The sequence below is a fragment of the Candidatus Palauibacter scopulicola genome, assembly GCF_947581915.1.
GTDB lineage: Bacteria > Gemmatimonadota > Gemmatimonadetes > Palauibacterales > Palauibacteraceae > Palauibacter > Palauibacter scopulicola.
The window spans coordinates 74,727-101,343 of the sequence record NZ_CANPWG010000013.1; the positions used below are offsets into that span (position 1 = coordinate 74,727).

The window sequence follows — 26,617 nt, forward strand, 5'->3', positions numbered from 1 at the left end:
GGCGTTCAGTCGGAGTCGGCGAGCCGCGCGAAGTGGTTCGCGCGCCGGTAGGCCCATTCGGCCGCGTCCGGATCGCCGCTCAACTCCTCGGAAATCCCCTGGGAGGCGTGCGCCATGTAGTACACGCCGGGGATGTTCGACCTCGTGGAGGGATCCGGCCACCGGTCCCAGGCCAGGATATCGTCGACGAGAAACACGTCCTCCAGCAGTGCGCCGGTGCGGTCCCGGTCGTGCCACGCCGGCCACCCCGAGCCCCCCAGGTACTCGCCCAGGTCGACGAGCGGCCCGGACTCCTCGAGCGGCCCGTCCACGAGCTTGTAGGCGAGCCCGTGCCGGACCAGGTGCGGCTGCAGCCTCCACTTCCCGTACACGGCCCCGGCCGTCGACGCGAAGTAGACCGGCCGGTCCCCCAGCGCCTGCCGCGCGATCTGCAGGACCCGGAGTTCGCCCGGCAGGAAAACGTCGCCCGCCCGCAGCGGGCCCGTGATCCGATCCGAGAGCCGATAGGTCGAGTCTTCGGGTATCCGCTGTTCCCGCGAGAGGTCGTCGATCTCCGGGCCCGGCGGGGGGATGGCCGAGCGCGTCGGCGGCGTCACGGTCATCTCCGCGTACAGATCTGCCGCCGTCTCCGGATCGAACGGCCGCTGGCACACGACCGTCGTGGGGGAATCCTCCGGCGACTCGCCTGGCTCGCACGGCTTCGTCAGCCGCCGCAACTGCTTGTGGTACCAGTCCGTCCCGAGGTACGACTGGACGATGACCGTGACGTCGCGCCGGAGCCCCTCCACCTCCTGCATATACCAGAGCGGGAAGGTGTCGTTGTCGCCGTAGGTGAAGAGCACGGCGTACGGCTCGACCGACTGCAGCATGTTGTACGCCCAGTTGCGGGCCGCGTGGTCCCCGGTCCGGTCGGCCTGGCCGAAATTGAAGAAGAAGGGGATGAGGCCGAGCGCGAGGAGCGCAGCCGCCTTCCGGTGCCGGGGACCGAACCCGGCCGGCAGGGCGCTCGGCTCGCGGGATGCGGTCCACCGTCCCCACAGGGCGGCGAGTCCCAGCCCGGCGTAGATCCCCCACAACTGGAAGCCGATGATGAAGAAGTAGTCCCGCTCGCGGACCTCGTGCAGGAGGACGTTCGGCACCTCCTCCCGGTAGAGCGAGTAGCCGTAGCGGAAGTTGAGGTAGTAGACGAGCAGCAGCGTGACGGTGAAGAGGAGCGTCCCCCCGTAGACGAAGGTCTTCCGGTCCTTCCGCAGGTGGGTCCAGAGGCCGACCAGCGCGAGGAAGAGGAAGAGGATGCTCGCGGCGAGCCGGCCGCCTGGGGGCAGCGAGCGCGCCCACTGCCAGTCGAAGTACTGCCAGTAGTTCGCGTACTGGGCCGAGAGCGGTGCCTGGCGCTGGGCGATCGGGGGCGGGGCGTACTGGTCGCGGATCAGCGAGAGGGCGAGCGCCTCGCACGCCACGGCGAGCTTGCTCTGTCCGTGCCGGTCGTCGATCCGCCGCGGCGTGACGGCCGAGACGGGCGAAGGGCACTCCGGGTCCGCCTCGTCGATGATCGGGTTCTGCGCCGAGCGGATGGGGACGAAGAGGAACTGCATGGAGTAGCCCACGGCGAGCAGCACCGCGCCGAGCCCCAGGACGCGCGGGTTCAGCACCGCCCGCCAGCGGTGCAGGAGCGCGAACGCGGCCAGCGCCAGCCCCGGGAGCATCGACATGGTGTGGTTCGCCCACCCGAGGCCGAGGACGAGCGCGATGAGCAGGAGGAGCCGGTTCCCGCGCGCCGTGTCCGCCTGCTCCATCCAGACCATGGCGAGGTAGCTCACGAGCGCCACGACGAACATCGAGAGGGGGTAGACCTTCTCGTTGAGGTTCGACTGGGTCCACACGGTGAAGACGGTGGCCCCGATCCACACGGCGGCGATGGCGGCGACCAGCACCTCCTGCCGATGCTCTCGGAAGCGCCCGACGATGCGGACGACGGCCAGGAACCAGAAGAAGCTCGCTCCGGCGGAGAGCGTGGCGCCGAGCGCGTTGATCCTGAGCGCGACGGGGAGGCCGGTGAAGGCCGTCAGCACGTCCCACGTGCGGCCGACGACGACGAACAGCGGGTTCCCGGGCGGGTGGGGGAGCCCGAGGATGTGGGCGGTGGTCACGTACTCCGACGCGTCCCAGAAGCCGGTCGTGGGTGCGAGGGTCAGGAGGTAGAGCGCCCAGACGGCGAGGGCCGTCAGCAGCGCCCACACCCGCATCGTCAGCGGCCCGACCTTCCCCCGTTCGATCCCGCCCATGGCTACGGCGCGCTCACGGCTACGGCACGCCGAGTCCCGCGAGCCGCCCGAACTGGTCGGCGCGCGTGTACGCCTCATCGGCGGCTTCCGCGTTGCCGAGGTGCTCCTCCGTCATCCCCTGCAGGTAATACGCGAGGTAGTACTGGGCCGGGATGCTCGACTGCGTGGATGGCTCGGGCCACTCCTCCCATTCCAGCACGTCTTCGACCTCGAACACCTCCCACAGGAGTTCCGCCGTGCGGACCCGGTCGTTCCACGTCGGCGAGATCGTGTTCGGCATGTACTCGCGCAGGTTCACGAGGTCTTCCGTCTCCGACAGCGGCTCGTTCACGAGCTTGAAGGCGAGCCCGTGCCGGACGAGGTGCGGCTGCAGCCCCCACTTCCCGTACACGGGCGGGGCGGTGGCCGCGAAGTAGACCGGCCGGTCCCCGAGCGACTGCTGCATGATGTGGAACACGAGGATGTCGGGGTACAGGATCGAGTCGCCGCCGCGCACGGCCGCCGTCACCGCGCTCGAGACGCTGAACGCCGTGTCGCGGGCGACGGCGATGCCCGGCGCGAGGCCGTCGATCTGCGCGTCGCTGAGGGCGATGATCGAGCGCGTCGGAGCCGGCGCCGCCGCGTCCACGTAGGGGCTCGCCGCGTTGGCCGCGTCGAAGGGGCGCTGGCACACGATGGTCGTCGGGGAATCCGCCGCCGACACGCCCGGCTCGCACGGTGTCGTCAGCGACCGCAACTGCTTCGGATACCAGTTCGTCCCGAGGTAGGAGTGGACGATGACGGTCACGTCCCTCCGAATCCCCTCCACCTCCTGCAGGTACCAGAGGGGGAAGGTGTCGTTGTCCCCGTTCGTGAACAGCACGGCGTACGGCTCGACCGACTGCAGGATGTTGTACGCCCAGTCGCGGGCCGCCGTGTCCTCCGACCGGTCCGCGCGCGCGAAGTTGAAGAGGAAGGGGACGAAGGCGACGGCGAGGATCGGCGCCGCCCTCCGGTGCCGCGCGCCGAACCCGGACGGGCGCTCCCGCGGGAGGCGCGTCCGGTCCGGGGGCACGGCACTCTTCCGCGGTGCCTGGGCGTGCCAGTTGCCCCACAGGGAGACGAGTCCCAACCCGGCGTAGATCCCCCATAACTGGAAGCCGATGATGTAGAAGTAGTCGCGCTCCCGGACCTCGTGCAGGAGGATGTTCGGCACCTCCTCCAGGTACAGCGAGTAGCCGTACTTGAAGTTGAGATAGAAGACGAGCAGCAGCGTGACCGTGAAAAAGAGCGTGCCCGCGTAGACGAAGGTCTTCCGGTCGCTCCTGAAGTGGGTCCAGAGACCGACCAGGGCGAGGAAGAGGAAGAGCATGCTCGCGGCGACCCGGCCGGCCGGCGGCAGCGAGCGGGCCCACTGCCAGTCGAAGTACTGCCAGTAGTTCGCGTACTGGGCGGAGATCGGGGCCTGGCGCTGCGTGATCGGCCCCGGGCCGTACTGGTCGCGGATCAGCGACAGGGCCAGCGGCTCGCACGCGACCGAAAACTTGGTGTTGCCGAAGCGGTCTTCGATCACCTTCGGGGTGACCGCCGAGACGAGCGAGGTACACTCCGGGTCCGCCTCGTCGATAATCGGGTTCTGCGCCGACCGGATGGGGACGAAGAGGAGCTGCACGGAGTAGCCGACCGCGAACAGCGCCACGGCGAGCCCGAGGACGCGGGGGTTGAGCGCGGCGCGCCAGCGGTGGAGGAGCACGAAGAGCGCCAGCGCCGGGCCGGGCAGCAGCGACATGGTGTGGTTCGACCAGCCCAGCCCGAGCAGGAGCGCGATGAGCACGAGCAGCCGGTTCCCGCGCGCGGTGTCCGCCTCGTCCACCCACAGCATCGTCAGGTAGCTCACGAGCGACACGACGAAGAGCGACAGCGTGTAGACCTTCTCGTTCAGATTCGACTGGGTCCACACGGTGAAGGCGGTGGCCCCGATCCACACCGCGACCATCGAGGCCACGAGGATCTCGTGCCGGTTCTCGCGGAAGTGCGCGACCATGCGCGCCACGGCGAGAAAGGAGAAGAAGCTCGCGCCGGCGGAGAGGGTGGCGCTGAGGATGTTGATGCGGAGCGCGACGGGGAGTCCCGTGAACTCGAGGAGCGTGGACCACACCCGCCCCACGAGCACGAAGCCGGGGTTCCCCGGCGGGTGCGGCAGCCCGAGGATGTGCGCCGTCGTCACGTACTCGGACGTGTCCCAGAACCCGGTCGTCGGCGCGATCGTCAGCAGGTAGAGCGACCACACGGCGAGGGCCGTCAACAGCCCCCACAGACGCAACGTCAGCGGACCGACCTTCTCGCGCTCGATGCCGTTCATCACGCCGGTATTACGCCGCTCCGTTCCCGAGGTTCGCGTGGCGCGCCGAAACTAGCCCCCGGCCGCAACGGGAGCGAGCCGCCGGCGGGCCGTCAGGGGTTGGAGCGGGTGAGGGGCCAGAGTTGGACGTATTCGATCTGGAATTCGTCGTAGGTGGCGCCGAGGAGGTAGTCGGGGCCGATTTCGAAGATGCGCAGGCCCGGCGGGGTCTCCAGGCGGCCGAGGACCCGGCCCGCGGGGTCGAATACGGTCCAGATGCGGCGCGTTTCGCCGGCGCGGCGGTATTCCTCGACCCAGAGATGATCGAGTTCGTCCACGCGGATGCTGGTGAAGGCCGGGAAGGCGTCGGTCAGCGGCATGTCGGCCACGTCGGCCAGCGCGGCGGACCGTTCCGGCCCGGACAGGTTCTCGTACCGCCGGGCGAAATGGGCGTCCAGGTCCGCGCGGGTCGGGCGCCTGGCCTCGTGCTCCAGCCGCACGATCCTCGCCAGCCGGCCGTCGGTGGCGTGGGCGCGGAATTCGTAGCGGTCGTTCGTGCCCAGCACGACCAGGTCGCCCCACACGGCGGAGATCGGGTTGCGGCCGAAGGGGTGCGGCCGGACGGACATGTCTTCGGCACTGGCCGCCCACTCGCTGCCGGGATGCGTGCCCAGCGTCGCATGCACGCCGCCGTCCGGTTCGACGACCGCGTACTCCACCTCCCGCCGCGACAGGCCGTCCGGAAACTCGCCGCCGGTGAAGCGAAACCCGGATGAGGAGACGACGACCAGCTTCCCGTCCGGCAGAACTCCGGCCAGGCTCTGGTAGGGATCCGGCAGCCGGGAGGTGCGGCCGAGTTCGCCGTTCGCGTCGAAGACGGTGAACCGTCTCGCGCCCCTGTCCGAGGCGGAGATGGAATCGCCGGGCCAAGCCCCGACCCCGGAGGGCGCACCGCGGCTGAATTCCCCCGGCCCCTCGCCCTCCCCGCCCCAGGATTGCAGGTGGGTGCCGGAGCCGTCGAATGCCCGCAGTTCGCCGGAACCCGTGTTGGCGACGAGGATCCTTCCATCCGGCAGCCGGGTCGCATCCGCCACCCGAAACAGTTCGTACGCCGGGTCGCCCTCGACGGCGCCGATCGAGAGCGCGGGCTCCGCCCCGATCCGCCAGCCGAGCCGCGAGTCCGCCGCGGGCGCCTCGTTCTCCACGATCGTCACGCCCGCACTGTCCCGCACGACCGTCTGAAGACCGGCGCTCGCCCCCTCTACGCCGCCGTACGCAGCGAAAGAGGCCGCCGTCGCGAATAACGCGGTGCGAACGATGTTCCGCATGGCGTGCCGCATGGTGTGCCGCTCCGGATTCCGGGGTCTCACATACGTTCTCCAATATCCTGCAGCGCCGTGGGAAGGGGGTAGAGGGAGACGTATTCGATGTCGAGTTCGTCCTGCTCGATGACGATGAGATGCCGCTCGCCGACACGGGTCAGCCTGGCGCTCGCGGGCAGCGCGATGCGGCCGAGAAGGCGCCCTGCGCCGTCAAACGCGAGCCAGCGCTCGCCCTCCGGATCCCCGGGGCGGCGCCACTCCTGCACCCAGAAGCCGCCGGCCGGGGTGGCGCGGAGTCCGGACACGGTGCCGAACTCCTCGGCGGCCGGCGCGGCGTCGAAGAACCTCGCCGCCTGCTGCCGCTCCTCGGGGGGCGCGCTTCGGAGCGTCTCCTCCCGCGCCGCGTCCACATGCGCCCGCCTGACGGTCCGGTCGCGCCCCGTCCAGCGGACCCGTCGGGTCAGGCGCCCGCCGGGATCGAGGATCCTGACCTCGTACGCGTTGCCCGTCGTCAGCGCGATGGCGTCGTCGAGGGCCGCCGCACCGGCCAGACCCTCGAAGTGCCGGGGCATGAGCCGCGTTTCCCCCGCGATTTCGACGGGTCCGAGGTGCCATCCCGGGACGTTGAACACCGTGTCCCGGAGCGCTCCGGACCCGGCGTAGCGGAGACCGATGAGCGGCGACCAGGCGAAGTCCCGCGCTCGCGTCATCAGCAGGCTGGTGACGAGCACGCTCCCGTCCCGGAAGCGCCCGCCGGGCAGCGGGGCGGCCGGGAGCGGGCGCATCGGGTTCACCGAGAGAAAGCTCCCGCCCGCGGTCCAGTAGGCGAGCCGTCGATTGCGCCAGTCATAGATGACGAGGGAGTCCGCCCCCGCCTTCCACACCCTCTGCGGGAGACCGAATTCGCGCGGGCCTTCGCCGAGCGAGCCGAAGTGCGCCCGGAGCGTGCCATCTGCGGCGAATATCCGGATCAGGGGCTCGATCTGGCTCACGACGACGACGGATCCGTCGTCCAGTTCAACGGCGTCGGGGACGCGGAACATCTGGTATTCGGGCGGACCGTCCTGTCTTCCCAGCCGGAGCGTCGCCGGCCCCGGCAGGACGAACTCGGGGATGTCTCCGCGGTTCTCGACGATCTGGATGCCCGCGCTGTCGCGCACCTGGAAGTCCTGAAGCGAGTCGCCGGACGCGGGGTCGCACCAGATCCCCAGGGCGGCAGCCGCCAGGATCGTTGTCTTCCGGACGTTGTTCACGCGTTCCTCCCGCTACGGGATTCGGGTGAAGCGGACGCGGGCGGCGCGCCAGATGTCGAGGGAGTCGCGCGTCGTGCCGTAGAGTTCCGTCTCGGTGGCCCAGGCGGGATACGCGAGGTGTTCGACGCGGCGCGGCCAGCGGTATCGGGCCTCCAGCGTGCCCTCGCGGTAGACATCGGCCTCGCGCATCTCATCTCCGTCGACCCCGGTCTTCTCCACCCACAGCCGGCCGGCGCGGTCGAAGAAGAGTTCGGCCAGGACCGGCTTGCGGTCGGGGACCCCGAACGGGTGGTCGCGCAGGTCGAACCTCTCCTTCTCCTGGTCGATCCGGGCCTGGGCGCGGCGGCGCTCATCCGGGCTCAACTCCGGTCCCCGCAGCGGCGCTTCGATACGCGACGTGCTCCCGTCGGGGTGGTGGAGCGCGATCGCGTAGGCGGAGTTGACGGCCGTGGCCCACCAGCCGCCCGGCCCGTGCCCGTGAATCCACAGCGGACCGAAGGGCTGGTAGACGTAGAAGGTGGCAGCCTGGTCGCCTATCCTGATGTCGACCGGGCTGAAGCCGGTGGCCTGCTCGTCGGCCGTCGCCATCGGAACCGTGTCCACGGCCATGCCCGGACCCAGGTGGAAGCGCGTGAGCCGGGTCTCGCCGGCCATCGTGCCGAGATCCACGACGCGGCCCTCCGCGTCGAAGGTGACCGGAGCGACGAGGTTGAAGGAGGCGTTGACGCTCCTCAGGCTGCGCGCGTACTCCGCCCCGTCCTCGCCTAGCCAGAACGCGCTGTAGCGGGCGCTCTCCCGCACCCACAGGAGACCCTCGGGCCCGAACGTCATGCAGCAGGGGTTCGTCAGCTCGCCGGGACCGTCCCCCTGGCCTCCCAGACGGAAGGCGAAGCGCCCGTCCGCCTCGAACACCCGCACCTCGTGCGTCTGGTAGTCCGCGACGATCACCCGCCCGCGGTCGTCCGCCACCACCGAGCCGATTCTTGTGAACAGGTAGGGATCTTCCCCCTCGACCTCGCCGATCTCGAGGTCGATCACCCCCTCGAAGACCGGGATATCGGGCGGCGGAGCGGGGCGTTCATCCTCATCCGCGCACGCGGCGACGCCCGCGAGCAGCGCGCCCGCGAGCAGCGCGCCCGCGACCGGGATTGCGGGCTTCACGAGCCGGAGCGGTCGAGGGGCCAGGACTCGACGTATTCGATGCCGAGGTCGTCGGTCCGCGTGCCGAGGATGTAGTCCTCGCCGATCTCTCTGACGCGGAAGCTCCCGGGCATCTCGACCAGCCCGAGGGCGCGGCCCTCCGGAGCGAACACGGTCCACAGCCGGTGCTCCTCTCCCGGAAGTCGGTATTCCCGGACCCAGAGGTATCCCAGCCGGTCGACGCGCACTTCGGCGAAGGCGGGGAACGCCTCGACGAGCGGCATGTCGCCGACCGCGTCCAGCGCCTCGGGCCGGTCGGGGTTCTGCCGGGCGACGTAGTCGCGCAGGTCGCCCCGGGTCGGCGCGCGGGCCTCGTGGTCGCGGCGGACGATCCTCGCGAGCGACCCATCGGGCCGGTACGCGCGGATCTCGTACCGGTCGTTGGTGGTTATGACGACCAGATCCGCCCAGACGAGCGGGTACGCATTGCGACTGAAGGGATAGGGGCGGGGAAAAGGCGATCCGTCGACCGTGTTCACCATGTACAGTTCCGATCCGCGGTACGCGCCCAGGTCCCGCTGCACGCTCCCGTCCGCTCGGAGGATGCCGTACTCCACATCCGGTCGGATGATCTCCGAGGTGCCCGGCTCACCGCGCTCGAACGTCGTGAGCGTGGCGGCGAAGACGCTCCCGTCGGGCAGCGGTCCGACGACCGACTGGTAGCCGCCCTCCAGCCTGAGAGCGCGGCCGAACGTTCCATCCGTGGAGAAGATGGAGATCCGGCCGCTGAACGGATCTCTGGCCATCAGCGAGTCGCCCGGCCACGGTTCCAGTCCGCTCGGAGCCATGGCTCCGAATTCGCCGGGACCGTCGCCCTGGCCTCCCCATGAGGCGAGGTGGAGGCCGCTCGGGTCGTACACGCGAAGCTCGCCGGTGCCCGCGTTGGCGACCACGATCCGTCCGTCCGAGAGCCGCATCGCGCCGCCGACGCGGAAGAGTTCGTAGGCAGGGTCACCCTCCGCCGTCCCGATCGACACGGTGGCTTGCAGGCCGACCCGCCACCCCAGCCGCGAGTCGAGCGGAGGCCGCTGGTTCTCGACAATCGTGACCCCGGCGCTGTCCCGCACCGTGCTCTGCTGGCCGCCGTCGCCGCCGCCGCACGCCACAGAGCACACCACAGAGAGGGAGCCGAGGATGAGCGCGGGCGTGGCCAAGGCAGCCCGTGGCAAACCCCCTGCTGCGTTCGAGCGGCGATTGCGCCTCGCCGCTCTCGGCGCTGACGCAGGGTTTTGCCACGGGCTGCCAGGCGTCCGCATCGTTCGCGCGATTCGGATTGTCATGACGTGTCCAGGGAAGGAAGGCGGAATCGGTTCAGCCGCACCGAACCGGAGACACGATCAACGACGCCTTGGTTGCGCGGAGCCCGAGCGGACCTCGGGTGACGCTGGCCGGCGTTGCCTACCGAGTTCTTGGGATCAGCTCGTAGACGGTGACGCTTTCTACGTCCAGGTGGTCGCGGAGGACTCCCAGGACGAGCCCCTCGGTTACGTCGAGGATTCGGAAGCGGAGTGGGGTCTCTACCTGTCCCAGCCACTCGCCGTCGGGGGAGATGACGGTGTAAGGGGAGCCCTCTTCGGGGTAGGCGGGGCGGTAGGAGGGCAGCCATACGTTGCCGTCGGCATCGGCGAAGGGGGTGCCGAAGAACGGGACCGGCTGGCCGATCATGGCGCGATACTCGGCCATGGCTTCCTGGATGAGATCCTCGCGCCGAGCTTCGGACCCTACACGATTCCGGCGGTAGAGCACCCGGATGTAGGGCTCGCCGTGCTCCAGGAGTTCCGCGGCCAGCAGGTTGGGCTCGGGCCGCCAGCGCACGATCTGGGTGACCGTGCCGTCAGGCAGGCGCCAGGTGATCTCGGGTCGGTCGGATCGGGTGTAGACGAACTGCCCCGCGGCCACCGTGACCTCGCCCATGGACCGGATGATCGGGGATTCCTCCCCCGACCGCTGACTCGGGAAGTGGTCGTACGACGCGACGGTGTCGAGAGCGCCGGTTTCGATATCGAACACGGTCATGTGCCCGGCGAGCCACTCGGTGTCGATATCGATCCAGAGACTGGCGGGGTGTCGGTTCCAGAGCAGCAGCTCGCCGGATGCACCGATCCCGGCCACGCCGAAGTGCCCCGCCCGAGGGAGGCTCGAGATGCGCGCGACCGAGTCGCCGACGAAGAGCGTCAGGCGGGACAGACGATCATCGGGCACGAGGACGCTGTCCCGGCCCAGGACGAACACCGCGTGGGGGGAGATGACCTCGCCCGGTCCCTCTCCGGCGGTGGCGAGCACCTCGTGCGTCGTGCCGTCCGGGCTCAGGACGACCATGCCGCTGTACCAGGCGACGACGGCGCTTCCATCCGGCATGAGCCGGCCGGCGTCGATGAACTGGAATTCGAAGTCGCCGGGGTTCGCCCCGTGCCGGTACCGCGGTTCCGCCGCGAGGGCGAAGGGCGCCTCGCCCTCCGGCCGGCCGGCATACTCGACGATCCGCACGCCGGCGCTGTCCCGGACCTGGACCGCGATGTCGTCGGTAAGCCGGGGCTCCCCCCCGCAGGCGACGAAGACCGCCGCCAGGACCGGTATGCGGCTCGGCGTGAGTATGCGGCTCAGCGGCTGTGCGCGGTGCATCACCGGGCGAAGGGCAAGTCGGCGATGTCGTACCAGTCGAGGGCTCGATCGGGAAGCCCGTCGCCATCGTCCGGGCCGACCTGCCGGTCGACCAGCACGACCAGGGTCGAGCCCAGGATGTCGAAGGCGCGGAGCCGGTCGCGGACCCGCACCGACCCGAGGTATGCGGCATTCTCGTACACGTCCAGCCAGGACCATTCGTGCTGGTCGCGCTGGGTGGCGATCCAGTAGCGGTTGGCGGCGTCGAACAACTGCTCGCCCGCGCGCAGGTAGTAGTTCTTCGGAGTGGCGCGGTAGCGCTCCAACGCCTCGTCGGTGGCGGGCGTGCGCGGCAGACCCTGAGACCGGTTCAGGGCCAGGAGTTCCTCTTCCGTCCGGGCCACGTCCTGCTCGTTCGGGAGTTCCGGGACGTACAGCGGGGCGCGGAGCACGGTAGCGTCGCCGGTGCCGCCGACGAAGATCAGGTGCCCTTCGCAGGCCACGAACGCCCAGCCCCCGGCCGGGTCCGGGATGCCGTGGACAACTTGCTCGCAGTCGACGTCCCACGGCCCGGGCGGCGACTCTTCCTGCCGCAGGACTTCCCCGGAGGCGAGGTCCACGTCGTACCGGGTCATCAGCGATCCGGACATCCGGCCGAGCATCACCATGAAGTCCAGCGACACGCCCGAAACCGCGGCGCCGAAGGACGGGAAGGGCTGAAACACCTCCGGCAGCATTATGTCCGACACCCAGCCGCCCGATGGCTCGAAGACCGTGAAGCGGCCCAGGTCGGTATCCACCACGCCGACGGTTCCCGCCTCGCCGCGCGCGAGATACGCGGGATCGATAAACTCGCCGGGACCTTCGCCCTCGCGCCCGAAGACTCCGACGACGCCGCCTTCCCTCGTCACGCAGCGGATCTGCCCTTCGTAGGAGTCGATGAGGCAGGCCGTGCGCTCGTCCGCGAGCAGCGCGACTTCCTCGCTCTCGCTCAGCGGCACGGCGGCCGTGCTGATGAGTTCCGGAGTGAAAACTCCCGGGCCCGCGGCGTCATCCCGAACGCAGGCGGCGAAGAAGGCGACGACAAGGGTCAGGAGTGGAAGGCACACACCTGCACGGAGCCACTGACGCATGACGCTCTCCCCCAGATTCGGTTCAGTCTTGCTGAATCGGGGACACGGTCAGCTGCGGCTTTGGTTGCGCGTCAGTCCCTGCGCGTCAGTCCGGCTGGCCGTGGATCCATTCGGCCCAGGCCTCGACATCCGTGCCGAAGTCCTCGCCGCTGATGGCCTGGAGGAAGGTGATGGCCGGCGCGCGCGTCCCGCGGTGCTCGGCTCCCGCGTAGGCGAGCAGGAGGTCGGGTCGTTCGCGGGCCAGCCGCCGGCCGAACTCGGGTGCGATGCCCGTCGCGACGAGAACCCGCAGCGTTGTGGAGAAGTGCCACGGGTTCGTCCCGTCGAAGAGCGCCAGCAGTGGCTCTTCCGCCGGAGCCCAGTCCACCGGGCGCAGCGACTCGCCGGAGGCGGTCAGCCCCCGGAGCACGCCGCCGGCCATTGCGCCGACTCGTCCCTCCGGATCCGTCATGGAGAGGACGAGCGCGTGCCATGTCGCGTCGCGATCCGGGAAGTTGCTGAGCACGAACGCGGCGATCTCGCGCGTTTCCCACGAGGAATCCCTCTCCAGAAGTTCGAGAGCGAGGCGGTCGTCGCGCCTCCCATCCGCGCGGTCGAGCAGGCTCCACACCTCGGCAAGGGCCTCGGCGTCGACTCCCGTCCACCCGGCCACCTCGGCGGTGCGGTCGGCATCGGCCCGTGCGTAGAGCACCTGGGCGGCCAGACTCAGCAACCCGGGGTCCTCTTCCCCCAACGCCTTCAGGCTTTCCAGGGCCTCCGGCAGGACGAGGGTGTCGCTGCCGATCGTGCGGGGGCGGACGCGCGTGGCGTCTTCCACGCCGACTACGACTGTGTAGACCTCGTCGGACCCCGTGGTGCGGTACGACATGGCCGCCGCGTCGGCGAATCCGAGGTCGCGCTCCATGACGGCCGCGCAGGCGTGGAAGGGCTGGCCGGGGGCCAGTTCCTGGATCGCGTCGAAGAGTTCGCGCGCGGTCCACTCCTGCAACCCGACGAACTCGACCGGTCCGTCGGGCCCCTCGATTACCTGGCCCAGGCTCGGCGCCGCCGTCACGGCCAGGAGCACGACCGCGACGGGCACCACGCGGCGGAGTCTCATGGGATTCGCACCCATCCAGGAGTCTCGGTCTCAACCACCCGGAATCGAGACGTCGACTCCTGTGAAGCGTCTCATCCGGGCCGCTTCGGCACCGTATCGGTGGCCGGAGAAGGCAGTGTATCCGCGACCGGAGGGCGCAGCAATTCGAGGAGGAAGTCCACCGCTTCTTCGGATCCCGTGCGGCCGAGCCAGTAGATACCGCGCTCCCGCACCTCATGGTCGGGTTCGTTGCGGATCAGTTCCATCAGCACCCGAGGGACTTCGGAGTCGGCATCGGCCCGCTCGAAGATGGCGTAGATGGCCTGCATCTTCAGGAAGGGCTCCGAAATCTCTCCGTACAGGTCGGCGAGGTACGCCACCGTCACCGTCGGGTGACCCGCCCATGCGGTGAAGGCTTCCTCGCGCACGTCTTCGGACTCCTCCGTGTCGAAGGCAACGGAGCGCGCCCAGGCAGCCGTCTCCATGTCCTCTTCTTCGCGCACTCTTGGTTGCACGGCGCGGAGCACGGACTCCTTGAGGTCATCCGAATCGAGTCGTTCGTAGAGCGGAATAAAGGCGGCGGCTTGCACGTCATCCCGACGGCCCACCGCTCTGATCGCCGCGTTGCGGATACTCTCCGACTTGGAATCATCGAGGGCCGCGTTGACGAGCGCATTCACGGCGCCGTTGCGGAGTCCGTACTGCATCCAGGCGGCACCGGCTGTCGTCCCCTCGAACTCACTCCTGCGGAGGGCTTCGATCGCATCGCTCTGCATGGCGTAGTCGTCCGAGTCCTCAAGCGTCTGCTTGAGCACCTGGTACGCATCCCAGGAGTCGAAACGCCACATTTCCTGAAGCGCGTGCCTGCGGACGGACCTCTCCGAATGGGTCTCGAAGATGCCGAGGAGTACGTCCTCGGCTTCCTCGGTTCCCTGTCTCGCGACGAATTGGACCGCCTCCTCGTGCAGCCGCGGCGAACACTCGTCGTCACGGGCCAGGACATCGCGAAGCACCTGCATCCGGTTGATCTCGTTCTCGTAGCGCATGACCGCTTCGAGCGCCGCCAACTGCACCGACACGTCGTCGCACGTCCCCCGCTCCTGCGACGCGTTGGGCCAGGCCTCCTGGTATTCCGCCCGCTGCCAATCGACCCGCAGCAGATCGACGTCCAAGGCCAGCCGCTGGTAGTCCGCCACCTGCCGCTCGAAATCGGTGATGCTCTCCGCGGACTCCGCCAATCGCTGGAGGTAGTCCGGCGCGTCCGCCGCGTCCTGTGCGTCCGGCTCGCCCTGAGCCTCACCCATCAAGACGGCCAGCGAATCGGCGGCCACCGAGTCCGGCACAGCCGTCAGGTCGGCCACTCGTACGGGAAGCGTGACGGTGCGGCCCGCCACCTCCATGGGCATCACGCGAAAGCCGGGCGTCGTGGCGGCGACGTCGAGCGTCTCCTCCGCCTCGCGCAGCAGCCGCTCCGCATCGCCGGCGTCGCCCTGAGACGCGAGCTGGCCTCGGATCTCGAATTGCAGGGCCCGCGCGTCGTGGTACAGCCGCCCGGCCTGCCTATGCATTCGAGGATCGGCCGGGCGCGCCTCGGGGAATCCGACCGTGAGTATTTCGAGCAGCAACTGCGCCTCGGCCAGGTCGCCGAGGCGATAGCGGGCGAACGCCTCCCAGTAGTAGGAATCGGGCTCGAACGGGGGCGTCGTCAGGGCGGATTCGGTCCGCACCGCCTGGAAGAGCGCCACCGCGCGTTCGAACTCCTCCGCGTTGATGGCGCGGCGTGCCTCGAGGAATCGCGCCACCTCTTCCTGCTGGACAGTCTGCGCGGCAAGGGTCTCCGCCCCGAGCACGGGCAGCGCATCGCGCGCGGGCGCGGCGTCCACGATCGCGAGGCCGGCCAGCAGCAGCCCGGTCCACGTCAGGTGTCTTACGCGATTATTCATATCATGCCTCCATACGGTTCATTCACGTGCCGCTTCATGTGCCGCCTCATGTGCCGCTCACGGACCGGAGCCGCATCAGCGTCCCCTGCCGTTCCACGCTCTCGCGGGCCAGTTCGCGCTCGAAGTCCGGGGCGTCCGGGCCGAGGCGCGCGATCTGCACGAGGACGAGTTCGAGGTCCTGCAGCAGCGCGCGCTCCCGCTGGCCTTCCGCGGCGGGCGTGCTGAGCAGCGAACGGGTCTCGACCAGGAACTCGCGCGCCCACCTGGCCAGATCGCGCTGCGATTCGTCGGTTCCGATATCCGTGCGGAACGCGACGAGCAGGGCCTGGGTCCGGTCCAGGTGACGCGAGATCCGGGACATGTCGTATTCGGCGGCGGCGTCTCGGAGCGGCGGGTCCGCTTCGGGCCGGCCCGGGGTCGCGGCCGGGGCCGCGGCCGGCGGCGGATCGGCCGCGGCGAACTGCCGGTTCGTCTCCAGCGGCTCCTCGAGGACGGAGAGCGCCAGCGCTTCCTCGGCGGCCGTCGGCGCGAGGGGCCCGGAGTCGGTGGCGGCGACCGACATCGGTGCCGCCGTCACCGGTGCCGCCGTGGTCGGTGCCGTCGTCGTCGCGGCGACGGTTTCCGGCTCGGCGAGCACCGGGAGCTGGGCGCCACGGTCGAGCGCCACGGCCAGCGCGACCGAAGCGGCGACGGCGCCCGTCAGCCACACGGTCGTCCGGCCGGGCCGCCGCCCGAACGTCCGGGCCACGACCAGCCGCAGCGGGCCGCGGGCCGCCGTGCGCGCGCCGGGGTCCTCCGGCTGCCGCGCGACCCACTCCGCCTCCCACTCCGCCTCGATGCGTTCCCACATCGCCTCGCGCGGCGCGGGCGGCGGGTCGTGGTAGCCCAGCACATCGAACGGGCGATCGACGACCCCGCCGGCGCCGGGCAAGCCGTCCCCGAGGTCCACGGCCGCGTCCGAGGCGTCGTCCGTCACGCCCGGAGAGACAGGCTTCGCCGCCGCCCCGAGCCGCGCCTCGATCCCGGCCCACATGGCCTCTGCCGGGGCTTCCGGCGGGTCGTGGTAGTCGGCCGCCTCCCGGCGGACGAACCGGGCGAAGCGGCTCGCGTCGTCCATGCGATCCTTCAGCATGCCCATTCTCCCGCGAAATCCGCGAGCTTCTCCCGCAGGCGGCTGCGCGCGCGGAAGAGCTGCGACTTGGACGTCCCGGCCTTGATGCCGAGCATCGCCCCGATCTCCTCGTGCGTGTAGCCCTCGAGGTCGTGCAGCAGGAAGACGGTGCGATAGCCGGCGGGAAGCTCGTCGATGGCGCGGTGCAGCCGCTCCTTGACGTCGGGTTCGAGGCCGTGCACCCCGCGGGTCGAGCGCAGGTCCTCGTGCAGCGCGGTCTCGCGGCTGCGAAAGCGCTTCACCTTGCGGAGCCCGTTCAGCGACACGGTCGTGGCGATCGATCCCAGCCACGTCCCGAACGCGGCCTCGCCGCGAAACGTGTCGATCTTCGTGAACGCCCGCACGAACGTCTCCTGCGTGAAATCCTGGGCGAGATGGTCCTCGCCCGCGAACCGGTAGCAGATCCGGAACACGCGGTCGACGTGCGCGTCGTACAACGCGCGCGCCGCGTCCTGGTCTCCGTCCCTGAGCCGCTGAATGAGTTGCGGTTCCGTCACCGTGCCGGGGTCTCCGGGTACACGTCGGTTCTTCCGCTTCTTCTGCTTCTGGACCGGTGACACAGGCAACCGGGGATTGGTTGCGCGGGGATCGGTTGCGCGTGGATCGGGCGGACCGCCGGAGGGTGAATCGACGGGCGGACCCGGGGGACGACCGGGCCGCGGCGACGATGCGCCGCGGCCGGTCGACCGGAGGAGAGCTTCCGGGAGCGGCCGAGGCTCCCGGTCAGGCGCCGAGCCGGCTAGGCGACGGCGACCGCCGCGCCCTCCAGCACCTCGGCGATGTTCTCCAGCGCCCATTCCAGGCTCGCCTTCTCGATCGTGAGCGGAGGCGCGAACCGGATCACCTGCTCGTGCGTCTCCTTGGCGAGGATCCCGCGCGCCTGCAGCGCCTCGCAGAACGGACGCGCCGACCCCGACTCGTCCCGCACGACCACGCCGATGAACAGGCCCCGCCCGCGCACGTGGTCCACGTGCCGCGAGTCGATCGCCTCCAGTTCTCCCTTGAACCAGGAGCCCAGTTCATTCGAGCGCCCCGGCAGGTCCTCGTCCCGGATCACATCCAGCGCCGCCATCCCCACGGCCGCGCCGAGCGGATTCCCGCCGAACGTCGAGCCGTGGTCTCCCGGATGGAAGACGTCCATGATCGCCGAGTTGGCGAGGATCCCGGAGACGGGGAACACGCCCCCGCCGAGCGCCTTCCCGACGATCATGATGTCGCCGCGATCCGCCTCCCAGTCGGCGCAGAACAGCTTGCCCGTCCGCCCCAGGCCCGTCTGGATCTCGTCGTTGATCATGAGGACGCCGTTCGTCCGGCAGATTTCCAGCGCCCGCGCATAGAAGCCGTCGGGCGGCACCACCACGCCCGCCTCTCCCTGGATGGGCTCGACGAGGAAGCCGACGGTGTTCGGCGTGATCGCCGCCTCGAGCGCGTCCGCGTCGCCGTAGGGAATCGGCACGAAGCCCGGCGTGAAGGGACCGAACCCGAATGTGGATCCCTCATCCGAGGAAAAGCCGACGATGGTCGTCGTCCGACCGTGGAAGTTCTGCTCGCAGACGATGATCTCGGCCCGGTCCTCGGCCACGCCCTTCACGGTGTAGCCCCACTTGCGGGCCGCCTTGATCGCGGTCTCCACGCCCTCGGCGCCGGTGTTCATCGGCAGCGCGCGCTCGAACCCGGTCATCTCGCACAACTGCTGGAGGAACGGGCCCATGCGGTCGTTGTGGAAGGCGCGCGACGTGAGCGTGAGCTTCTCCGCCTGCGCGCGCAGCGCCTCGATGATGCGGGGGTGGCGGTGTCCCTGGTTCACCGCGGAATAGGCGCTCAGCATGTCGAGATACCGGCGGCCCTCCACGTCCCACACCCACTCGCCCTCGCCGCGCTCGAGCACGACGGGAAGCGGGTGGTAGTTGTGCGCGCTCCACGTGTCGACCTGAGAGATGTAATCGGTGGTGTTCATCGCTTCCTCATTGGGCTACCGAATTGGGCTGCCGAGCAATCCTCGGCCTGCGGTTGGATCTGAACCCCGTCGGGGGATGGGAGCCGTCCTCGCCGGATCGAACCGGACCTGAGAGAGTAGACGAAAGGCCTACGCCCGACAAGGTGATCCGGGCGCGTGTCCCCGTCGGTCCCCGTCCCCCCGGCGGGCTGCTACCTTGGGCGCATGAACGGCGTATCCGTCATCCCCGACTTTGCCGAATTCTCCCGCCTCGCCGAGCCCGGGCGGATGGTGCCCGTGGCCCTCGAAATCCCGTTCGACCTGGACACGCCGGTCACGGCGTTCTCGAAGCTGCGGCGCGGGCCGTTCTCCTTCCTGCTCGAGTCGGTCGAGGGCGGGGAGCGCTGGGCGCGATTCAGCTTTCTCGGCTCGGAGCCCCGGGAGGCCTGGCGGCTCGACGGCCCGGAGATCCGGCGGTGGACGCCGGGCGCGGGCTGGGGAGAACCCGAAGCCACGAGCGACCCCTTCGGCGCCTTCGAGGCCTGGATCACGCGCTACGAACCGGTCGAAGTCCCTGTCCTGCCGCGGTTCTGGGGCGGCGCGGTCGGTTTCTTCGGCTACGACACGGTGCGCTGGCTCGAGCGCCTGCCGGCGGCGCCGCCCGACGACCTCGGCGTGCCCGACGCCTGCTTCCTGTCGACGGAGCACACGCTCATCATCGACAACCTCTATTCGCGGGCCATCGCCGTGGCGGCCGTCCCGGTCGCGCCCGGCGACGATCCGGCCGAACTGTACGGGGACGCCGCCGACCGGCTCGCCGACTGGGTGCGCGGCCTGCAGAACCCGCACGGGCTGGGGCCGCTCGGCAACGGCGCGGCGCGCGCGCCGGAGGTGGCCGGAAACCGCTCGCGGGACGACTACGAGGCGGCCGTCGAGCGGATTCGCGAGTACATCGTGGCGGGCGACGCCTACCAGGTCGTGGTCTCGCAGCGTGCGGCCGCCCGTTACGACGGCGACCCCCTCGAGCTTTATCGGGCGCTCCGGCGCAGCAACCCGTCGCCCTACCTCTTCTTCATCGAACTGGACGGCATGCGCCTCATCGGCTCCTCCCCGGAGACGCTGGTCCGGGTCGAAGACGGGATCGTCACCGTGCGCCCGATCGCAGGGACGCGCCCGCGCGGGGCCACGCCGCCGGAGGACGAGCGGCACGCGCGCGAGCTGCTCGCCGACGAGAAGGAGCGGGCGGAGCACCTCATGCTGGTGGATCTCGGCCGCAACGATGTGAGCCGCGTCGCCCGTCCCGGCTCCGTCGAGGTGTCGCGCTTCATGGAGATCGAGCGCTACAGCCACGTGATGCACCTCGTGAGCGAGGTGGCGGGGTCGCTGAGGGACGGAGCCGACGCCGTCGACGCGTTCAAGGCCTGCTTCCCCGCCGGCACGCTCACCGGCGCCCCCAAGGTGCGCGCGATGGAGATCCTGGACGAACTCGAGCCGACCCGTCGCGGACCCTACGGCGGAGCGGCCGGCTACGTCGGCTACGGGGCCACGAGCCTCGACATGGCGATCGTCATCCGCACGCTGCTCTCCGTTGGCGACCGCGTGTACGCGCAGGCGGGCGCGGGAATCGTCTACGACTCCGAACCCGCACGCGAGTGGGAAGAGACCCGCCACAAGGCCCGCGTCCTCCTCGAGGCACTGACGAAGGTTTAGCGGGCCGTGGCACAGCGGGGCTTGCCACGGCCTGTCGGTCAGAGGCCGGCGAGGCGTTCTTCGCGGGCGACGATGGAGTCGATCTGGTCGGCGTATTCCTTGGCGTAGGCGAGGGCTTCCTCCAGCGCCTCCGTGCGCATCCCGGCGAAGCGCTGGCCCACGGCAGCGCTCATCGCCCGGCCGGGGCCGGCCGCGGTCGCGACCTCCCATACCTCCGGCCCGCCGCGCAGGGCCGCCCGGCGGCCCGCCCGGGTCTCCCGAAACTCGACCTGGGGGAAACTCTGCAGCGCGAGCCACTCCAGGAGGATGTTCCTGAGTCCCTCCGACGGGGTCCACTGCTGCTCGAGGAAGACGCGTTCGAGTTCCGACTCGACTTCGCGTGAGACGCGCGTGCAGAGGGGGCGAGGCAAAGGCATGTATACATGGTATACCGTCTCCCGGGGACATGCAAGCCCGCCGGAACCCGCGACGCGACGGCGGATCGCGATGTCACCCTTTTTCCGTTCGTGGCGTCTACGGGTGTAGGGCGGGGGCTCGCCGCTCCCGGATTCGGCCTTGGACAGGAGGCAACGCGACCATGGCGACGACGAACGTTCACGGCACCCGATCCCGGATCGGCGCCCTGCTCGCGCTGATGCTCGCGATCGCGGGCCCGACTCTTTCTCACGCCCAGTCCGGGACCCAGCCGGAGACGGGGACGGTGCAGGGACGGGTGTCCGACGCGACGGCCAACACCGGGGTCGGCGGCGCGCAGGTCTTCGTGGCGGGGACGACGATCGGGACGCTGACCGGCGCGGAGGGCGCGTATTCGCTTCCGGGCGTGCCGGCGGGGGAGCAGGTCGTCACGGTCCGGTTGATCGGCTACCGGGAGGCCAGCAGACGGGTCACCGTGACGGCGGGCGAGACCGTAACGCTGGACTTCACCGTCGAGCAGCTGCCGTTGCGACTGAGGGATTTGGTGCCCCTCAGCGCGACCGTCACGACGGTGGCGGAGACGCACCCGTTCCACAACACGGAGTCGTACGCCCTGATCGAGGAGAACGGCTTCCGCCGCGTCGGCGAGTCGCCGCTCTCCACCTTTTCCATCGATGTGGACCGCGCGTCGTACGCCAACATCCGGCGCTTCATCCAGGCGGGGGAGCGGCCGCCCGTCGACGCGGTTCGGATCGAGGAGATGATCAACTACTTCCCGTACGAGTGGGATGCCGCGCCGGGGGACCGTCCCTTCGAGGTCGTCACCGAGGTGTGGGATGCGCCGTGGAAGCCGGAGCACCGGCTCGTTCGCATCGGGCTGAAAGCGCCCTCCGTCGACACGGAGAACCTGCCGCCGAGCAACCTCGTCTTCCTGGTCGACGTGTCCGGGTCCATGTCGCCGCCCGACAAGCTCCCGCTGCTGAAGAGGGCCTTCGCCCTGCTTATCGAGCAACTCAGGCCGCAGGACCAGGTCGCGATCGTCGTCTACGCGGGCGCGGCGGGGCTCGTGCTTCCCCCGACGCCGGGGGACCGGCGCGCCCGCATCCTGTCGGCCGTGCAGCGGCTGGAGGCCGGCGGAAGCACGGCGGGCGGCGCCGGGATCGCGCTCGCCTACGACGTGGCGCGGGAGCACTTCGTCGAAGACGGCAACAACCGCGTCATCCTCGCGACCGACGGGGACTTCAACGTAGGCGCCTCCAGCGACGAGGCGATGATGCGCCTCATCGAGAACGAACGGGAGAGCGGGATCTTCCTCACGGTCCTGGGCTTCGGCACCGGGAACCTGAAGGACTCGAAGATGGAGGGGATCGCGAACCGCGGGAACGGGAACTTCCACTACGTGGACGGTCTCCTCGAGGCCCGGAAGGTGCTCGTGGAGGAGATGGGAGGGACGCTACTCACGGTCGCGAAGGACGTGAAGCTGCAGGTGGAGTTCAACCCCGCGCGCGCGGCCGCGTACCGGCTCATCGGGTACGAGAACCGGTTGCTCGACGACGAGGACTTCAACGACGACACGAAGGACGCGGGCGAACTCGGGGCCGGCCACACGGTGACCGCGTTGTACGAGGTCGTGCCCGCGGGGCTCCCGGTCCCGCGCAGCGTGGACCCGCTGCGGTACCAGCCGGCGGCCGAGCCCCCGCCTCCCGCCGAAGCCGCCCCGGGCACGTTCGAGGACGAACTGCTCTACGTGAAGGTCCGGTACAAGGACCCGGACGGCTCCGAGAGCAGGCTGCTGGCGCTTCCGGTCGCGGACCGCTCCCGGTCCCCCTCGCGGAGCTTCCGCTTCGCCGCGGCCGTGGCGGGGTTCGGCATGCTGCTGCGGGACTCGCCCCACGCCGGAGCGCTCTCGGCGGATGACGTCATCTCGCTGGCGGAGAGAGGACGGGGGGACGATCCGCGGGGCTATCGCGGCGAGTTCATCCGACTCGTGGAGACGGTGCGCGACCTGGACCTGCTCGGAACGGCAGCGGAGGACGACGACCGGCGTTAACGTGGCGCCTCACCCGTGAGGAGCCGCGCCCCTTGAAGCTCAATCGACGCATCTCCGGCCAGATCGAACGGCCGGCGGACAAGCGACGCTACGTCCGCCGGCTGTTCGCGGGCGTGGCCAGCCGCTACGACCTCACCAACGACCTCATGTCGGTGGGCCTCCACCGCCGCTGGAAGCGCCGGCTGCTCGAGCGGGCGGAGCTGCACCCGGGCCACCGCGTCCTCGACCTCGCGGCCGGAACGGGAGACCTCGCCCGGGGCGCGCTGGACCACGCCGCGCGCGACGCGTTCGAGATCCGGGTCGTCGCCGCCGACCTCACCCCGGAGATGATGCGGGTGGGGCGCGCACGGCCGGGCCCGGACCTCGCCGGCTGGATCGGGGCCGATGCGCTCCGCCTGCCCTTCCCCGATGGCGCGTTCGACCGCGTCGTCGTCGGCTACGGCCTGAGGAACTTCGCCGGTCTGGACGCCGCGCTGGCCGAGACCTTCCGTTGCCTGCGCCCGGGCGGACGGCTCATCTCGCTCGACTTCGGCCACCCGCGCTCCGCGGCGCTGCGCCGCCTCTACCTCGGATACCTCAACGTCTCCACGCGGATCGCGGGCTGGGCGATTCACCGCGACCCGGAATCCTACGTGTACATCCCCGAGTCGCTGAGGAGGTTTCCGGACCAGCGGGAGATGGTCCGCAGGATGGAAGCGGCCGGCTTCATGGAGTGCGGCTACGAAGACCTGATGATGGGCACGATGGCCATCAACTACGGCGCCCGCTCCTAGGCAGTCCGTGGCAGCCGCCGGATGTGCCGCTAGATGTTGGGGCTGGATTCCGTCTTCCAGACGGTGAACTGGCGCTGGCCGGATTCGCTTTCCTCGAGGCGCACCTTCAACGCATCGCCGTCGGTCAGCCGCATATGGTCGCGCATCTCCAGGGGAATCGTGATGCGACCACCGCTTCCTACGGTGATGTCGCGGTAGTACAGGACGCGGAAGATCGCCATCTAACCTCCCCATGGAGGGTTGGATTCGGCAAAACGAGGGGAATTCTCAATATATCGACAGCGCGGCTGCGTGGCGACGGGTGCAGGCAGTCCGTATCATCGGGGCCGTGAATACACCGGCCATTCGCCTCCGGGGCGTCTCGAAGCGCTTCGACAAGAAGACGGCGGTCCGCGATCTCGACCTCGAGATCCCGCAGGGATCGATCTACGGGCTCATCGGCCCGAACGGCGCCGGTAAGACCACGACGCTCCGCATCATCCTCGACATCATCGGGCCCGACACCGGCTCCGTGGCGGTCTTCGGCTCTCCCAACGTCGAGGCCATGCGCCAGCGCATCGGGTACCTGCCGGAGGAGCGCGGCCTGTACCAGAAGATGACGGCCACGGACCACCTCGCGTTCTTCGGCCAGTTGAAGGGTCTGAAGCGGAAGGAGGCGCTCGCGCGCGCCCGGGCCGGGCTGGATGCCGTGGGTCTCGGCGACCGGGCGGACGACAAGGTGGAGACCTTCTCGAAGGGGATGGCGCAGAAGGCCCAGTTCCTGGGCGTCATCCTCCACCAGCCCGACCTGCTGGTGCTCGATGAGCCGTTCAGCGGCCTCGACCCGCTGAATGTCGAACTGTTCAAGCAACTCCTGCAGGAGCGCCAGCGCGCCGGGGCCACGATTCTGCTCTCGACGCACCTCATCGAGGACGCCGAGCGGCTGTGCGAGCGCGTGTGCATGATCGCGGGGGCGACCAAGGTGCTCGATGGGCGCGTCCGCGACATCAAGTCCGCGGCGGGGCGGCGCGACATCGCGCTCTCCTTCGAGGGGAACCCCACGTTCCTCGATGCGCCCGACCTCATCGAGGACATCTCCGCGCACGGCACGTACGTGGAGGTCCGCATGCTGGAGGGGGCGGACCCCCAGGCGCTGCTGCGGCGCGCGGTGGACAGCGGCGCCCTGATCTCGCGCTTCGAACTCATCGAGCCTTCGCTGCGCCAGATCTTCATCGAGAAGGCGACCGAGGCCGGCCTCTCGCATGAGGACGAGAGCGAAGACGACGAGGCGGCCGCATGAACCCGTTCACGCCCAGGGTCGCGGCCGTGATCCGCCGGGAGTTCGTGCTGCGCGTGAAGTCCAAGTGGTTCCTCCTCTCTACGCTGGGCCTCCCCGTGCTGATCGTCGGGCTCGGCGGCCTCGCCGGCTTCCTCGCGGTGAGCAGCGCGACGGATGCGGGCGACGAGCGCAGGGTCATCGGGGTCGCCGATCCCGCCGGGCTCATAGGAAATCTCCTCGTCGAGGAGTTTCTCGCGGACTCGCTCGACGCCGTGCGGGCCGCGGACATGGAGGAGCTGTCGGTCGACGAGGCGCGGACGCGGCTCGCCGACTCGTCCTACGACCTGCTGTTGATGATCCCGAGGGGCGCGGGCCGGCGCTCCGCGGAGATGCCGGGCGAGACGCCGGACGCGGACGAAGGGGGCGACGAGGCCGGGGGGGACGACGGGCGGACGACGCTGCTCGCGCGGGCCAGCGTTCCCTCCGTCATCGAGGGCTCGGTGCGGGGCGCCCTTCAGCGGGCATCGGTGCGGGCGCGCCTGCGCTCGATCGGCGTGCAGAGCATCGATCCCGGCGCGCTGCTCCAGCGGACCTCGTTCGACGTCATCAACGTCACGGAGTCCGGCGAGGCGCGCTCCCAGGATATCTACCGGGCGCTCAGCTTCGGCATCGCGTTCTTCTTCTACTTCATCCTGCTCATCTACGGGCAGATGATCGTGCGGGCGATCCTCGAGGAGAAGCAGTCCGACATCGTCGAGATCATGGTCTCCTCGCTGCGCCCGTGGGAGCTGATGCTGGGCAAGATCGTGGGCGTCGGGGCGGTGGGCATCGCGCAGATGGCCGTGTGGGCCCTGGTCTTCGCGCTCGCGGCGGTGTACGGCCTCACCGCCGGGGCCTCCACGCTCGCGGAGGCCGGGATCGACCTCGCGAGCATCCCGGTCCCGTGGGGCACGCTCGTGCTGATGTTCTTCTTTCTCATCTTCGGCTACCTGCTCTACGCGGGCATGTTCGCGGGCGCCGGTGCGACGATCAGCAACGAGCACGACGCCCAGCAGGTGATGCTCCCGATCACGATGCTGATCATCCTCCCCTTCATCGCGACGCAGGGCGTGATCCAGAGCCCGAACGCCGGCTGGGGCGTCATCCTCTCCCTCGTGCCGTTCTTCAGTCCGCTGGTGATGCCGGCGCGGCTGTTCGCCACCTCGGTTCCGGTGTGGCAGTGGCTCGTGTCGCTGGTGCTGCTGGGAGTCTTCGTCCTCGGGGCGGCGTGGGTCGCGGGCCGCATCTTCCGGGTCGGGATTCTGATGAAGGGCCAGCGCGCCAACCTGCCGCAGGTGCTGCGGTGGATACGCCACGGCTGAGACTCGCCCTCATCTTCGCCCTCGGCGGCGGCGTGTGCGCCGGGGGGTGCGGGACGGACGCGCACACGTTCGTGCTCGGCGCCACGACCTCCACCTACGACTCGGGTCTGCTCGAACACCTGGTCGCCCGCTTCAACGAAGATCATCCCGGGCTCCGGGTGCGCACGGTCATCGCGGGGAGCGGCGAAGCGCTGGAACTCGGCCGGACGGGAGACGTGGACCTCCTGCTCGTGCACGCGCCCGCCGCCGAGGCCCGCTTCGTCGAGGCGGGTCACGCGCCTCGACGGAGTCCCGTCCTCGTCAACGGATACGTGATCGCCGGGCCGCCCTCGGATCCGGCGCGGATTCGCGGGTCCGCCTCCCCGTCCGAGGCGTTCGCGACCCTGGCACGGGGGGAGTACGGCTTCGTCTCGCGCGGCGACAGTTCGGGCACGCACTACCGGGAGATCGCCCTCTGGCGCGAGGCGGGCGCGGCGGCCGCGGGCGCGTGGTACGTGGAGTCGGGGCAGGGGCAGGCGACGACGCTGCACGTGGCCAGCGAACGCGGCGCCTACGTCCTCACGGACGATGCGACGTTCGCGATGCTGTCGGAGGCGCTCCACCTGGAGGCGCTCGTCGAGGGCCACCCGTCGCTGCGCAACGTCTACTCGCTGCTCGCGCCGCGGGCCGCGTTCCGGGGCGAACGCGCCGCGGTGTTCGCGGACTGGCTGCGCTCCGCAGGCGGACGCCGCGCCATCGCGGATTTCCGGGTGCGCGGCGGCGGCGAGGCCCTCTTCGCCCCGTGGCCCGGCGACGATCCGGCAAACTAG

At 70.0% G+C, this 26,617-nt stretch carries 21 protein-coding genes; 6 read left to right on the forward strand and 15 right to left on the reverse strand.

The features are described 5' to 3' along the window. Positions 1–5 precede the first annotated feature (5 nt). The 13 genes from RN743_RS02710 to rocD all read right to left on the reverse strand — a co-directional run bounded on the left by RN743_RS02710 (position 6) and on the right by rocD (position 18,263). Positions 6–2,363 (reverse strand): DUF2723 domain-containing protein, encoded by a 2,358-nt coding sequence (locus RN743_RS02710; protein ID WP_310776000.1) that lies wholly within the window; start codon positions 2,361–2,363, stop codon positions 6–8. Continuing rightward, positions 2,305–4,626 (reverse strand): DUF2723 domain-containing protein, encoded by a 2,322-nt coding sequence (locus tag RN743_RS02715; protein WP_310776074.1) that lies wholly within the window; start codon positions 4,624–4,626, stop codon positions 2,305–2,307. The genes RN743_RS02710 and RN743_RS02715 overlap by 59 nt, the downstream gene beginning before the upstream one ends. 92 nt (positions 4,627–4,718) lie before the next feature. Next, a complete protein-coding gene (locus RN743_RS02720; RefSeq protein ID WP_310776002.1) occupies positions 4,719–5,975 on the reverse strand; it encodes a hypothetical protein in 1,257 nt (418 codons plus the stop codon). Then, complete coding sequence (locus RN743_RS02725) at positions 5,972–7,180, reverse strand: hypothetical protein (RefSeq protein WP_310776004.1); 1,209 nt, start codon at positions 7,178–7,180, stop codon at positions 5,972–5,974. Before RN743_RS02725 ends, RN743_RS02720 begins: the two co-directional genes overlap by 4 nt. A gap of 12 nt (positions 7,181–7,192) precedes the next feature. Continuing rightward, complete coding sequence (locus RN743_RS02730) at positions 7,193–8,341, reverse strand: 6-bladed beta-propeller (RefSeq protein WP_310776006.1); 1,149 nt, start codon at positions 8,339–8,341, stop codon at positions 7,193–7,195. Continuing rightward, positions 8,338–9,534, reverse strand: a complete 1,197-nt coding sequence (locus RN743_RS02735) for a hypothetical protein (protein ID WP_310776009.1) — start codon at positions 9,532–9,534, stop codon at positions 8,338–8,340. Before RN743_RS02735 ends, RN743_RS02730 begins: the two co-directional genes overlap by 4 nt. A 244-nt stretch (positions 9,535–9,778) precedes the next feature. Continuing rightward, positions 9,779–11,005 (reverse strand): hypothetical protein, encoded by a 1,227-nt coding sequence (locus tag RN743_RS02740; protein ID WP_310776011.1) that lies wholly within the window; start codon positions 11,003–11,005, stop codon positions 9,779–9,781. Further along, positions 11,002–12,114 carry a hypothetical protein gene (locus RN743_RS02745; RefSeq protein ID WP_310776013.1) on the reverse strand — a complete coding sequence of 371 codons (1,113 nt, stop codon included), beginning with the start codon at positions 12,112–12,114 and terminating at the stop codon, positions 11,002–11,004. The genes RN743_RS02740 and RN743_RS02745 overlap by 4 nt, the downstream gene beginning before the upstream one ends. An 85-nt stretch (positions 12,115–12,199) precedes the next feature. Further along, positions 12,200–13,213, reverse strand: coding sequence for a hypothetical protein (locus tag RN743_RS02750; RefSeq protein WP_310776016.1), 1,014 nt, complete (start codon positions 13,211–13,213; stop codon positions 12,200–12,202). A 71-nt stretch (positions 13,214–13,284) separates the two neighbouring features. After that, on the reverse strand, positions 13,285–15,135 hold the full coding sequence (locus tag RN743_RS02755; RefSeq protein WP_310776018.1) for a HEAT repeat domain-containing protein: 1,851 nt from the start codon (positions 15,133–15,135) through the stop codon (positions 13,285–13,287). Between the two features lie 46 nt (positions 15,136–15,181). Then, a complete protein-coding gene (locus tag RN743_RS02760) occupies positions 15,182–16,267 on the reverse strand; it encodes a hypothetical protein (RefSeq protein WP_310776020.1) in 1,086 nt (361 codons plus the stop codon). Beyond that, positions 16,261–16,803: a sigma-70 family RNA polymerase sigma factor gene (locus RN743_RS02765; protein ID WP_310776024.1), complete on the reverse strand. Its 543-nt coding sequence runs from the start codon at positions 16,801–16,803 to the stop codon at positions 16,261–16,263. Before RN743_RS02765 ends, RN743_RS02760 begins: the two co-directional genes overlap by 7 nt. Before the next feature lie 242 nt (positions 16,804–17,045). Continuing rightward, on the reverse strand, positions 17,046–18,263 hold the full coding sequence (gene rocD, locus RN743_RS02770; protein ID WP_310776026.1) for an ornithine--oxo-acid transaminase: 1,218 nt from the start codon (positions 18,261–18,263) through the stop codon (positions 17,046–17,048). Between the two features lie 204 nt (positions 18,264–18,467). On the opposite strand from rocD, the gene RN743_RS02775 reads away from it, so the two are divergent. Next, positions 18,468–19,952 carry an anthranilate synthase component I family protein gene (locus tag RN743_RS02775; protein ID WP_310776028.1) on the forward strand — a complete coding sequence of 495 codons (1,485 nt, stop codon included), beginning with the start codon at positions 18,468–18,470 and terminating at the stop codon, positions 19,950–19,952. A gap of 38 nt (positions 19,953–19,990) precedes the next feature. Here the strand turns inward: RN743_RS02775 and RN743_RS02780 are convergent, their stop codons facing one another. Further along, positions 19,991–20,368: a hypothetical protein gene (locus RN743_RS02780; RefSeq protein WP_310776030.1), complete on the reverse strand. Its 378-nt coding sequence runs from the start codon at positions 20,366–20,368 to the stop codon at positions 19,991–19,993. 161 nt (positions 20,369–20,529) lie between these two features. Here RN743_RS02780 and RN743_RS02785 point away from each other — a divergent pair, with 161 nt between their 5' ends. Then, positions 20,530–22,416 carry a von Willebrand factor type A domain-containing protein gene (locus RN743_RS02785; RefSeq protein ID WP_310776032.1) on the forward strand — a complete coding sequence of 629 codons (1,887 nt, stop codon included), beginning with the start codon at positions 20,530–20,532 and terminating at the stop codon, positions 22,414–22,416. A 32-nt stretch (positions 22,417–22,448) separates the two neighbouring features. Next, entirely contained in the window at positions 22,449–23,189 is a 741-nt protein-coding gene (locus RN743_RS02790) for a ubiquinone/menaquinone biosynthesis methyltransferase (protein ID WP_310776034.1), read from the forward strand. 29 nt (positions 23,190–23,218) lie between these two features. Here RN743_RS02790 and RN743_RS02795 read toward each other — a convergent pair whose 3' ends face one another. Further along, positions 23,219–23,410 carry an AbrB/MazE/SpoVT family DNA-binding domain-containing protein gene (locus tag RN743_RS02795; RefSeq protein WP_310776036.1) on the reverse strand — a complete coding sequence of 64 codons (192 nt, stop codon included), beginning with the start codon at positions 23,408–23,410 and terminating at the stop codon, positions 23,219–23,221. 107 nt (positions 23,411–23,517) lie between these two features. Here RN743_RS02795 and RN743_RS02800 point away from each other — a divergent pair, with 107 nt between their 5' ends. From RN743_RS02800 to RN743_RS02810, 3 genes are read left to right on the forward strand one after another with little or no spacing between them, the layout of a single operon-like run. Beyond that, complete coding sequence (locus tag RN743_RS02800) at positions 23,518–24,468, forward strand: ATP-binding cassette domain-containing protein (RefSeq protein WP_310776038.1); 951 nt, start codon at positions 23,518–23,520, stop codon at positions 24,466–24,468. Further along, positions 24,465–25,808, forward strand: coding sequence for an ABC transporter permease (locus RN743_RS02805; protein WP_310776040.1), 1,344 nt, complete (start codon positions 24,465–24,467; stop codon positions 25,806–25,808). The genes RN743_RS02800 and RN743_RS02805 overlap by 4 nt, the downstream gene beginning before the upstream one ends. Next, entirely contained in the window at positions 25,790–26,617 is an 828-nt protein-coding gene (locus RN743_RS02810) for a substrate-binding domain-containing protein (RefSeq protein ID WP_310776042.1), read from the forward strand. The genes RN743_RS02805 and RN743_RS02810 overlap by 19 nt, the downstream gene beginning before the upstream one ends.

What these genes read in the sequence shown, in the direction of transcription:
- RN743_RS02710 (WP_310776000.1), bottom strand. Translation starts at nt 2,363, where the DNA reads ATGAGGCGTACACGCGCGCCGACCAGTTCGGGCGGCTCGCGGGACTCG.
- RN743_RS02715 (WP_310776074.1), bottom strand. Translation starts at nt 4,626, where the DNA reads ATGAACGGCATCGAGCGCGAGAAGGTCGGTCCGCTGACGTTGCGTCTG.
- RN743_RS02745 (WP_310776013.1), bottom strand. Translation starts at nt 12,114, where the DNA reads ATGCGTCAGTGGCTCCGTGCAGGTGTGTGCCTTCCACTCCTGACCCTT.
- RN743_RS02750 (WP_310776016.1), bottom strand. Translation starts at nt 13,213, where the DNA reads ATGAGACTCCGCCGCGTGGTGCCCGTCGCGGTCGTGCTCCTGGCCGTG.
- RN743_RS02755 (WP_310776018.1), bottom strand. Translation starts at nt 15,135, where the DNA reads ATGAATAATCGCGTAAGACACCTGACGTGGACCGGGCTGCTGCTGGCC.
- RN743_RS02760 (WP_310776020.1), bottom strand. Translation starts at nt 16,267, where the DNA reads ATGCTGAAGGATCGCATGGACGACGCGAGCCGCTTCGCCCGGTTCGTC.
- rocD (WP_310776026.1), bottom strand. Translation starts at nt 18,263, where the DNA reads ATGAACACCACCGATTACATCTCTCAGGTCGACACGTGGAGCGCGCAC.
- RN743_RS02775 (WP_310776028.1), top strand. Translation starts at nt 18,468, where the DNA reads ATGAACGGCGTATCCGTCATCCCCGACTTTGCCGAATTCTCCCGCCTC.
- RN743_RS02780 (WP_310776030.1), bottom strand. Translation starts at nt 20,368, where the DNA reads ATGCCTTTGCCTCGCCCCCTCTGCACGCGCGTCTCACGCGAAGTCGAG.
- RN743_RS02785 (WP_310776032.1), top strand. Translation starts at nt 20,530, where the DNA reads ATGGCGACGACGAACGTTCACGGCACCCGATCCCGGATCGGCGCCCTG.
- RN743_RS02795 (WP_310776036.1), bottom strand. Translation starts at nt 23,410, where the DNA reads ATGGCGATCTTCCGCGTCCTGTACTACCGCGACATCACCGTAGGAAGC.
- RN743_RS02805 (WP_310776040.1), top strand. Translation starts at nt 24,465, where the DNA reads ATGAACCCGTTCACGCCCAGGGTCGCGGCCGTGATCCGCCGGGAGTTC.